Consider the following 12,138-nt stretch of genomic DNA (forward strand, 5'->3'; position numbering starts at 1 on the left):
AAAACATGAAAAAGCTTATATTGATACTAATTGGCTGCGCAATGCTGGCCACGTGGTATGGTTGCCAAAAAGATAACCACGCTACAGATTATAAAAACTTTTATAACGGCCACGAAATTGTTTATACCGGTGCAGTTGGCCTGGCTATTGTACAGCCCGGTAACCTTGAGATTGGCCTGAAATGGAAAGCAAGCAGCGACCCAAGCATTGTTAAGTATGTAGTATACTATAACAATAAGGCCGACTCGCAGATTGTAGCCGTTTCTGGTAAAACGGATACCATCAGAACTGTAATTAAAGGCTTGTTGGAGTACACCTACACTTTCACTATTTACTCTTATGATGCAAAGGGCAATAAGTCAATTCCCTATGAAGTAAATAATGCGAAAGTATATGGTCCTATCTACCAGTCGACCTTGTTAAACAGGGCTTATAACGCAACTACACCCTATACTGTAGATGCCAAAGGAAATGTTACGCTTAACTTTATAACACCCGATACCATAAACGTTGGTACTAAAATAAAATATACCAATCGCGCAGGCCTGGTAGTTACCAAAGTTTTAAGTGCAGATAGCTCGTCAATAACCATCCCCGATTATAAGGGAGGTACAGCGCTTACGTACAACTCGGGCTACATCCCTCAGCGTACAGCTATTGATACGTTTTATGCGGCCAGGTATGATACATTCCCTACTATTTTAGGTTATGCCATGTGCGATAAGTCGTTATTTAAAAAACTGAAATTGCCTAACGACATGAACCCTTATGAAGGCGATACCGATATCGACAGGCTTTGGGATGGTTACACTACGCCGCAAGGTTATCCGCAAATCTTCCACAGTGATGGTGCGCACTCATTACCGCAAACATTAACTTTTGATATGGGTAAACTGTATAACAAACTTACCCAGGTTGAAGAAATTGGCCGTAACTGCTGCCACAATCCAGACGATTTTGAAGTTTGGGGAATTGCAGATATCACCAATGCCGCCACAACCTTGCAACCAAATGATGCAGGCTGGAAAGCAGAAGCTATTTCAAAAGGCTGGAAATTGCTGAAAGAAGTTAAAAGAACAGATGATGGCCAGGCACCATTAAAAACTGATCTGGATAACGTTAATGCGCCAATCCGTTACATCAGGATAAGGGTTATCCATAATTCTGACAACGAAGGCAGCTATACCAACATGACCCAGGTATCATTATTTTACGATGTGCTTAACTAAGCTAAAATTGAGTACTTAATTTGGGCAATTATAATTAGTATGTGAAAAGAGAGTTCCCGGGTATTTGTATCCGGGACTTTCTTTTTTATATTGGTTTGTGATCCCCAACTGCCACATAAAATACCTGGAAAAGTTACATCCAATGTTATAATACCATAGTAATTTGCCAAGATAAGTGTTAGATGAAGTCCAATTTATATAGATATTTAAACCATCCAATTTAAACTGAACATGATTAAAAAGATACTTGGTATAGCTGCGTTAACACTTGGTATTGGCCTTGCAATAACGGCAAACGCACAAGAAGATCGCGGTGGATTACCCCGCAGGGATTTAACTATTTGGGCCGATAAACCTGCTAAAACATGGATGACTGAAGCCTATCCTATGGGTAACGGCCGCTTTGGCGGGATGGTTTTTGGCGGTATAGCACAGGAACACATTCAGTTTAATGAGATCAGTTTATGGACCGGCGACGAAGAGGAGACCGGTGCTTACCAGGCTTTTGGCGATCTGTTCGTCAATTTTAATGGTAAGGATACCAGTATGGCTGTGCCTGCCGGTTATAGCCGCAAGCTGGATATCAGCCAGGCTGTGCAGCGGATTGCGTATTCTGATAATGGCGTAGCCTACAAACGCGAATACTTTTGCAGTTTTCCGGATAAGGTAATGGCGCTGCATTTTGCCGCTAATAAAAAAGGCGCGTATTCGGCCATTGTAGGATTGAAAGATGCGCATGGCTCAAAAGTTACCGGCGCAGGCACCACACTTCAATTTGAAGGCAAACTGGATAACGGGCTGGCATACCAGGCATCTATTCTGATAAAAACAGAAGGCGGCTCGGCAGTGGTAGAGAGTGATGGCAAAGGCGGCTCGCAATTAAATATCAGCAATGCCGATGGTTTTACCATTTTGCTTTCGGCCGCTACAAATTATAGTAATAAACGTGAACAGCACTGGCGTGGTGAAGCCCCAGGGATCAAAATAAAACACGATTTGGATGCGGCATCAGCCAAAACATATGGTGAGTTATTACGCAATCATCTTGATGATTACCAAAACCTGTTTTACCGTGTAGATTTAAACCTGGGTAAAACTCCGGAGCAGATAGTATCGGCGACAACTTTCAAACGCCTGGTAAATTACAGGAAAGAAGCCGACCCGCAGTTAGAAGCTTTGTTATTTCAATATGGCAGGTACCTGCTTATCAATTCATCAAGAAAAGGCGGTTTGCCCGCTAACTTGCAAGGCCTTTGGAATGAGAGCAACAATCCGCCATGGCGAAGTGATTACCACTCCAACATCAACGTACAGATGAACTATTGGCTGGCCGAACCTACCAATTTATCTGAATGCCATTTCCCGTACCTCGATTATATTAACAGCATGCGCGAGGTAAAAAAAGTAAGTACCCAAAAGCAATATCCCGGTGTACGCGGCTGGACAGTTAAAACCGAAAACGGTGTGTACGGCGGTGGCAGCTTTTTATGGAATACACCAGGCAGCGCCTGGTATGCGCAGGGTATTTGGGAGCATTATGCCTTTACAAAAGATAAAAGCTATCTGCAAACCTTTGCCTACCCAATCCTGAAAGAGATAGTTGAGTTTTGGGACGATCATTTAAAACGCCGCCCCGATGGTACGTTGGTTTCGCCGCTGGGCTGGTCGCCGGAGCATGGGCCTACCGAAGATGGGGTAACTTATGACCAGGCCATTGTTTATGACCTGTTTACCAACTATGTTGAAGCAGCCGATGTTTTAAAAATAGATAAAAGCTATCGCGATCATGTTGCCGATATGCGTGAACATTTACTTAAACCTAAAATTGGTAAATGGGGACAGCTACAGGAATGGGAAACCGACAGGGACGATCCTAAGGATACACACCGTCATTCTTCAAACCTGTTTGGGTTGCACCCGGGGAGGCAGATCAGTACCATAAAAACGCCCGAGCTTGCGCAGGCAGCTAAGGTAAGTTTGATGGGCCGTGGCGATGTGTCAACAGGATGGTCAATGGCCTGGAAAATGAACTTTTGGGCACGTTTGCAGGATGGTGATCATGCTTATAAGATCCTCAAAAACTTTATTACTCTTGTTGGTGGTTCCGGTGTGGATTACAATGAAGGAGGGGGCGTATATTCCAACCTGTTTTGCGCGCACCCGCCGTTCCAGATAGATGGTAACTTTGGCTACACCGCAGGCGTTACCGAAATGCTGCTGCAAAGCCAAACCGACGAGATTCAATTATTACCGGCATTGCCAAAAGCATGGCCTACCGGCAATGTTAAAGGTTTAAAAGCCCATGGTGATTTTGAAATTGATATGGATTGGAAAGATGGTAAGGTAACAAGGATCACTATTAAATCACTTGCAGGTGGTATCTGTAAAATACGGGTTCCTAACGGTCTGAAAACCAATTTTACGGCGATTAAGAACGGCAAAGCCGGTACCGATTATCAATACAGTTTCCAAACCCGGGCAGGCAAAAGCTACGTTTTTAAAAATATTGATTAAGTAATCACTCAAAACGGAAAAGGGATCGTAATACGGGTTATAAAGTTCTTGGACTGTGAAGGGGACACAGCATAAAAAGTTTTGGCATCCTGAGGAACGAAGGATCTTCTTCGCTCTGCTCATTGCAGACTTTTCTAACGAAGAAGATCCTTCACTATGTTCAGGATGACAGATGTTTTTACGAGACATCATGGGTGGCAGGAACAACGAAGCAATGACGATTTTTTTTGATAATAATATTTTTGCGAAACCATTTTTAAACAGTTACTAAGTAATGGCTAAAATTGATCCGGCTCAAAATGTGGCCTATCGTTATTTTTTATTGTTGATATTGTTCTTTTGCGTACATGCCAATTTATCGGCACAAAACGCCAATAACTATAACGGTGTTGACCATAGGACTGTTTCGCGTGGCAACGTTACCTACTACGTAAACCCTGCAAACGGCGATGACAATAGCAATGGTAAAACAGCTAATAAAGCATGGAAAACATTTGCTCATGTAAACGGCATCATCTTTTCTGCCGGCGATAAGATCATGGTAGCGGGAGGCGGCGATTTAAAAGAATCGTTATATCTGGTGGCACGCGGCAATAGTAAGAGCCACGTTAAGGTGGTCTTTTCAGAAGGTATTTATAACTATTACCCGGAAACAAGTTTTAAAAGGCAGTTTTTTATAACCAACACTAATGATGATGCTTATTCGCCAAAAGCCATTGCGATTTATATTGATAGTTCGGCATATGTAGATGTTGAGTCGCGTGGTGCTAAGTTTATTATGCGTGGCAAAATGATAGAAACCTGTGTTGACCATAGCGAAAACGTCAGCTTGCATGGTATAACGTATGATTATAAAAGGCCAACCGTATCTGAATTGAAAGTGTTGAAAACGGATGCCAACTATGCCGATTTGCAAATCCATCCCGATTCTAAATACAGCATCAAAGATAGCCTGCTTACCTGGGAAGGGGAGGGTTGGCGTTGTAAACCGATCTGGCTGTGGCAGGAGTTAAACACCACCACCAAAGAATTGCAACGCCTCGACATCAGCATGGATAATTTAAAGTATGCCGAAACCGGTAAAAACCAGGTTAGGGTATACTTTAAAAGCAACCCCGGCTTTAAAACCAATTTTATTTACCAAAGCCGCGATATCACCCGCGATTGCAGCGGCATATTTTTGGTGCGAAGTAAAAACCTGCGACTAAAAAATATAAATATTAATTTTATGCACGGCATGGGAGTGGTGAGCCAATTTTGCCAAAACCTGCTGCTCGATTCTGTAATTGTTAAGCCTGCTGCAAATTCCGGTCGCACATCATCGGCCTGGGCAGATATTTTGCATTTTTCGGGTTGTAGGGGGAAAATCACAATCAGCAATTCGTATTTATCGGGTGCTAATGACGATGCCGTTAACATCCACGGAACTTACCTGCGCATCATCGAAACTCCAAAGCCAAACCAGGTTTTGGTGCGCTTTATGCATAGTCAAACATTTGGTTTTGAGGCTTTTGTTCCGGGCGATAGCATTGGGTTTATTCACGCTAAAACGCTGCTGCAATACGGGCTTAATGTGGTACAGGGGGTAAAACGTGTAAATGACAAAGATATCCTGCTTACGCTTAAAAACCCTGTGACCGAAAAGCCTGAAGCCACAGATGTAGTAGAAAATATCACCTGGACACCGGAGGTTTGGATCCATCATAACACCATCGCTCAAATCCCTACCCGGGGTGTGTTGGTTACTACCCGCCGTAAGACTGTTATTGAAAATAACGTTTTTTTGCATACACATAACAGCGCCATTTCGGTAGCCGATGACGCGGCAAGCTGGTACGAATCGGGCATGGTCAATAACATGCTGATCAGGAATAATAAATTCAATTTATGTGGCGAGCCGGCAATTCTCATCGAGCCGGAAAATACCCAAAATGAAACCAGTAAAGTACACAGCAATATCGTGATTGCTCATAATTGGTTTCAGCTACAGGGCTCCGGTGCGGTATCGGCAAAAAGTACATCAAACATCAGTATAATCAATAACTATTTTAACGTCGTGGACTCGTCAAAAAAAGAGACCGACATGGTGAAATTTAAGGATTGCGTAAATACTTCGGTGTCACAAAATAAGGTCATCTACACAAAAAATATTCAATAACAGGCTTCATTGCCATTTTTGAACCGCATATGCCATTATTTTAGATAACAATTGTGATACAATTATTGTGCGAAATAATCACGTCGCCTGAATTTTACAGTAAAAAGGACAAATATCCCCATATAACAGGATAGTTTATGTGGATAGCGTTTTAAGCAATAATTCATCAGTGGATTATCCATCTTTTTAGAAGGTTTATCCATTTTTTGAAACCAGATAAGCCAATACATTTACCCTAACCAATAATAACAAGTTCTGGTAAATGTAGCTTTTTTTTAATAGATGTGCCCGGCCGTGCTTTGTAGTAAATACATATCATTTGTTTGGTGCCCACATGAAATACATTAAATCATTTAGCCATTTATCAAAAACGAATAATCAATGTTAAAGCCCAAACACTACATTATTTTATTGCTCTTAACTGTTGCTTTTGCACCTGCAAAAGCCCAGGATAAAAACAACCTATGGAAAGGTTTTGAAAAGGTACAATTAAACATAGCCGGTCACGATGCCTATTACGTAAAACCGGCTAACCCGCTGCCCGGTAATCCCTGGGTGTGGCGTACATCGTTCCCCGATTGGCATACCGAAATGGATAGCATTTTGCTCGCCAAGGGTTTTTATATCGCTTTTATTAATGTAGATAACCAGTATGGTGCACCCAACGCTATCAATTTTTACGACGTGTTTTACAAGTACTTAACCACGCAAGTAGCCTTTGCCCCAAAAGTTGCAATGGAGGCTGTGAGCAGGGGAGCGTTATACGCCTATGCCTGGGCCAAACGTAACCCTGATAAAGTTACCTGCATTTACGCCGAAACACCGGTTTGCGATTTTAAAAGCTGGCCGGGTGGCAAATTAAAAAGCCCCGGTGATGCCGCCGCATGGAATGAATTAAAGCAGGTTTATCACTTTACCGAAGAACAAGCGCTTGCTTATAACGATAACCCTATTGATAACCTGGAAGGCCTTGCGTCATTCCGCGTGCCTATATTGCATACCATCAGTTTAGAAGATAAGCTTGCACCGCCTGCCGAAAACAGCGACGTTTTAGCTAAAAGATATATTGCTTTAGGTGGCCCTATCAGCATCCACCCTATAACCCAAGGTTCGCTTGAATTGCAGGGGCATCATTTTACGGTAGATAGGCCGGAATATTATGCCAATTTTATTTACAATAACTCGTACCCGGTACAAAAAATACTGCCTTATACCAATTATGTTAAAACCGCGGGTGGCTTAAATAATTTTTATTACGCGGTTACGGTTAAAAAGAAAGCTACGGTTTCCTTCCTCGGCGGTTCTATCACTTTTAATCCCGGCTGGCGCGATAAGATCTGTAAGTACCTGAAAGAAACTTACCCCGAAACTGATTTCCATTTCATAGCAGCCGGTATTCCATCGCTGGGTAGTTTACCACACGCTTTCAGGCTGCAAAGGGATATTTTGGACAGTGGTAAAACCGACCTGCTGTTTGTGGAAGCTGCCGTTAACGACCGCGGTACCGATAGCACCACACAGGTGCGCGCCCTTGAGGGTATTTTACGGCACGCCAAATTAAGCAACCCCATGATGGATGTGATCATGATGGCCTTTGTCGATCCGCAAAAGATAGATAACTACGCCAAAGGCAAAGTATCGCCCGAGTTATTGAATCACCAACTGGTTGCCGGTCATTACAACCTGCCTTATGTAAACCTGGCACTTGAAGTAAACGATAAGATCAAAAATAAGGAGCTAACCTGGGCCGATGATTTTAAGGATATTCATCCCTGGTATCACGGGCAGGAAATCTATTTTGAAACCATGAAAGCTTTGTTGCAGGAATGTGTTGCAGCTAATTACACAATACAGGTAAAAGCTGTTTTGCCCAAACCAATTGATAAGGCCAGCTATAATAATGGCAGTTACTACAATATCAACAACGCTAAGCTGGATAAAGGCTGGTCTATCCATCCAAAATGGAACCCGCGTGATGGGCTTTCAACCCGCCCCGGTTTTGTTGATGTACCTATGCTGATAGCTACCGAGCCTGGCAGCGAATTAACCCTGCCGTTTAAAGGTACAGCCGCGGGCATTGCTGTAGTGGCAGGGCCGGATGCCGGCATCATATCCTATTCGGTTGATGGCGGGGCATATAAGGAGCTGGATCTGCTAACCGAGTTTTATAGCTGGATTCACCTGGGCGTTTACCATTTATTGGCCGATAACCTGACTAACGGCAATCACACCATCAGAATTAAAATAAGCGATAAAAAGAACAGCCAAAGTAAAGGGCATGTCTGTAGGATAGTTAACTTTTTTGTAAATAGATGAGTTGATTAGGTTGGATTAAGTTGATTAGGTGAGTGGTTGATTAAGTGGAACGGTCAAGATAATTAACCGAACTCAACCAACTAACCTAACTTAATCCAATCTAATCAACCCAATCAACATAATCCAACTTAAAAAAATATGAAAAGAAAAGCAGGGCTTGTAGCGGCCCTTTTATTAAACACCTGCCTGGCATTTGCCCAGCTCAAAACACCTAAAGCGGTGATGGACGAGTTTATGGATAAGCGTTTTGGCATGTTCATTCACTTTGGGCCGGTTACACAGCGCGGTACCGAAATTGGCTGGAGCCGCAACGATCAGGTGCCCGAAGAAGAATACGATAACCTGTACAAAGAATTTAATCCGACGTTATTTAATGCTGATGCCTGGGTAAAAGCGGCCAAAGATGCCGGTATGAAATACCTGGTGATCACCGCCAAACACCACGATGGCTTTTTGCTGTGGCCAAGCGCGTTTTCTGATTATAATGTTTCCAAATCGCCATTTAAGCGGGATATAGTTGGCGAACTTGCCAAAGCCTGCAAAAACCAGGGCATGACCTTCTGTATTTACTGTACCGTGCTTGACTGGCACGATAAAGATTACCCCATTGATAACCCCCATCATCCGGAAATAAACGCCCGCACAGGCGATATGACTGCTTTTAAAACCCGCATGAAAAACGAGTTAAAAGAGGTGATCACCAAATACCATCCCTTTATGCTTTGGTTTGATGGCTACTGGGAAAAACCATGGACCCAGGCCGATGGTAAAGAAATTTACGACTACATAAAAAGTGTTAATGTTAACGTAGTTGTAAACAATCGCCTTGGTAAAATAAGCGATAAGTTGGGCGGCGATGCTGTAGGCGATTTTTTAACGCCCGAGCAAACCATTGGCAAACTTAATATGGATGAGCCATGGGAAAGCTGCATCACCATTTGTAACCAATGGGCCTGGAAACCAAACGACCAGATGAAATCATTAAAACAGTGTATTCAAACCCTGGTTACTTCGGCATCGGGCAATGGTAACCTGCTGTTTAACGTTGGGCCGGCAATGGATGGCCATATGGAAGCGAGGCAGGTGGCACGTTTAAAAGAAATGGGTGCGTGGTTAAGGCAAAACGGCGAGGCTATTTATGGTACCAAAGGTGGTCCGTATGTGCAAACTGCCGATTATGGTGCTACCCGTAGCGGCAATAAGATCTATATCAACGTTTTTCAACGTAAGGATAGCACGTTGAATATTCCGTTGCTGCCAAACGCGAAAGTTTTAAAATCCTATTTCCTTAACGGGAATGCTGTCGCTATGAAATCGGATAGTAAAGGGTACCATATAGAACTGCCTGCTACTTTACCCGATGAAAATTGTACCGTAATTGTATTGGAACTGGATGTAAACGCGTTAGATATCCCCGTAATAAAATCATAAACTACTCATGAATTTAAAAAGCTTTATACCTGCCACAACAGCGTTTTTACTGGTATCGGTTGTGGCGTTTGCACAAAAGCAGCCGCTTACATTACATTATGATAAACCCGCCTCGCGCTGGGAAGAAACATTGCCATTAGGTAACGGCAGGCTTGGCATGATGCCAGATGGGGGAGTTGCCCACGAAAAAATTGTATTGAACGATATTACCTTATGGTCTGGCTCAGTGCAGGATGCAAATAATTACGATGCCTACAAAAAACTGCCCGAAATTAAAGCGCTTTTACTGGCAGGTAAAAACGTAGAAGCACAGGCGCTGATAGATAAAGACTTTGTATGTAAAGGCCCGGGATCTGGCGGCAGGCAATGGGGATGTTTTCAAACCCTTGGCGATCTGAACCTTGATTTTGATTATAAAGGTGCCGATGCCACGCAATTTAGCAATTATGAAAGGGAACTTTCACTTGATAACGCGGTAGCCAAAAGTACATATACTGTTAATGGCGTAACCTATAAACGGGAGTACTTCACCAGTTTTGATGATGATGATGTAGATGTTATCCGCCTTACCGCCGATAAACCCGGCATGCTTAATTTAAGCATCGGTATAAATCGTGCCGAGCGGTCAAAAACTAATACCATAGGCAATACCCTGCAAATGGAAGGCCGTTTAGATAATGGCACCGACGGTAATGGCATGCAGTATATTGCCAATGTAAAAGCAAAGCTAACCGGGGGGACTTTAACAACTACCGATAATAGCCTGGTGATTAAAAATGCCACCGAGGTGATCATCTACGTATCTGCAACTACCGATTTTAAAAGTCCCGGTTTTAAGGTAAAAATGGAGCGGAGCTTAGCCGCTGCCCTTGCAAATCCTTACGCTGTACAAAAGCAGCAGCACATTGCTAAGTTTCAAAAAATGTTTAACCGCGTTAGCATTAATTTAGGTGGAGGTGATACTAAAGAAACTACCGACCAGCGTTTGATCAGTTTTCACAAAGCCCCTGCCGATGACAAAGGTTTACCTGTTTTATTTTACCAGTTTGGCCGGTATTTAAGCATTTGCAGTACCCGGGTTGGCCTGTTGCCACCAAACCTGCAAGGCCTTTGGGCCAACGAAGTGCATACCCCCTGGAATGGCGACTATCACCTGGACGTGAACGTACAGATGAATCATTTTCCGGTCGAAGTATCCAACCTCTCAGAACTTAACTTACCCTTGGTTGAACTGGTGCGCGGACTGGTAAAAAATGGCGAGCGTACAGCTAAAGCCTATTACAATGCTGATGGCTGGGTAGCCCACGTAATTACCAACGTTTGGGGATGGACGGAGCCCGGCGAAAGCGCTTCATGGGGAGTAACCAAAGCAGGATCGGGCTGGTTGTGCAGCAACATATGGGATCACTATGCGTTTAGCAACGATAAAAATTACCTGAAAAGCATTTACCCTATCCTGAAAGGCTCGGCGCAGTTTTATAGCAGCATTTTGGTGAAAGACCCTAAAAGCGGTTACATGGTAACAGCCCCATCATCATCGCCAGAGAATAGTTTTATGATGCCCGATGGGAGCGGCAACCACGCCAGCATTTGCATTGGCGCAACTATTGATAATCAAATAATGCGTGAGCTGTTTACCAACGTAATTACCGCTTCAGAAACACTGGGTATCGATGCTGCTTTCAGGAAGGAGCTTCAGGTAAGGTTAAAACAGATCCCTCCGGCTGGTATCATCAGCAAGGATGGCCGTATCCAGGAGTGGCTGGAAGATTATCAGCAAACGGATGAGCATCATAGGCATATTTCGCACCTGTACGGCATTTACCCGGCATCAGAAATCACGGCCGATGGTACGCCTGCGCTGGCTGCCGCGGCCAAAAAAACACTGGACGTACGTGGCGATGATGGCCCAAGCTGGTCTATAGCCTACAAACTTTTGTTTTGGGCCAGGCTGCACGATGGTAACCGGGCTTATAAATTATTTACCGAGATCATGAAACCAACCACCAGCACAGGGATCAACTATGGCGCGGGCGGCGGGATATATCCAAACCTGTTATCGGCTGGGCCGCCGTTCCAGATCGATGGGAACTTTGGTACCACGGCCGGTATTGCCGAAATGCTGATCCAAAGCCATGAAGGTTATATCAACCTCATCCCGGCCATCCCCGATAGCTGGAAAGCAACAGGCGAGGTAAAAGGCCTGCGTGCCCGTGGCAATTTTACAGTTGATTTTAAATGGAAAGATGGTAAAGTAACCAGCTACCGCATTACCTCAACCACGCCGCGCAAGGTTAAAATAAAAGTTAATGGGGTTGTGAAGGAAGTAATGGCGCAGAAGGTGTAGCGTTTAAACGATAATTAAAAGCACGGCCTTGTGCGAATCCCCTCTTCAGAGGGGCGGAGGGGTGTGTTCTGCACGCGAATAGAACGCTGGCTAACACACCCCTGCCAATGCTCATTTCGGCGCGCCCCTCTCAAGAGGGGATT

The 12,138-nt window shown here is 43.9% G+C and carries 6 protein-coding genes; all 6 read left to right on the forward strand.

What is annotated here, in order from left to right:
* Positions 1–5: 5 nt before the first annotated feature.
* The 6 genes from FHS10_RS01895 (at position 6) to FHS10_RS01920 (ending at position 11,995) form a co-directional block, all read left to right on the forward strand.
* Entirely contained in the window at positions 6–1,229 is a 1,224-nt protein-coding gene (locus tag FHS10_RS01895; protein WP_259087109.1) for a DUF4998 domain-containing protein, read from the forward strand.
* Positions 1,230–1,460: 231 nt separating this feature from the next.
* A complete protein-coding gene (locus FHS10_RS01900; protein WP_259087110.1) occupies positions 1,461–3,743 on the forward strand; it encodes a glycosyl hydrolase family 95 catalytic domain-containing protein in 2,283 nt (760 codons plus the stop codon).
* Between the two features lie 274 nt (positions 3,744–4,017).
* Entirely contained in the window at positions 4,018–5,901 is a 1,884-nt protein-coding gene (locus tag FHS10_RS01905; protein ID WP_259087111.1) for a right-handed parallel beta-helix repeat-containing protein, read from the forward strand.
* A 381-nt stretch (positions 5,902–6,282) separates the two neighbouring features.
* Entirely contained in the window at positions 6,283–8,217 is a 1,935-nt protein-coding gene (locus FHS10_RS01910) for an SGNH/GDSL hydrolase family protein (RefSeq protein WP_259087113.1), read from the forward strand.
* A 138-nt stretch (positions 8,218–8,355) separates the two neighbouring features.
* Positions 8,356–9,648, forward strand: a complete 1,293-nt coding sequence (locus FHS10_RS01915; protein ID WP_259087115.1) for an alpha-L-fucosidase — start codon at positions 8,356–8,358, stop codon at positions 9,646–9,648.
* A gap of 7 nt (positions 9,649–9,655) precedes the next feature.
* Positions 9,656–11,995 (forward strand): glycoside hydrolase family 95 protein, encoded by a 2,340-nt coding sequence (locus tag FHS10_RS01920; RefSeq protein WP_259087116.1) that lies wholly within the window; start codon positions 9,656–9,658, stop codon positions 11,993–11,995.
* The last annotated feature ends 143 nt before the right edge of the window (positions 11,996–12,138 follow it).

It is taken from the genome of Mucilaginibacter dorajii (assembly GCF_024808255.1).
GTDB lineage: Bacteria > Bacteroidota > Bacteroidia > Sphingobacteriales > Sphingobacteriaceae > Mucilaginibacter > Mucilaginibacter dorajii.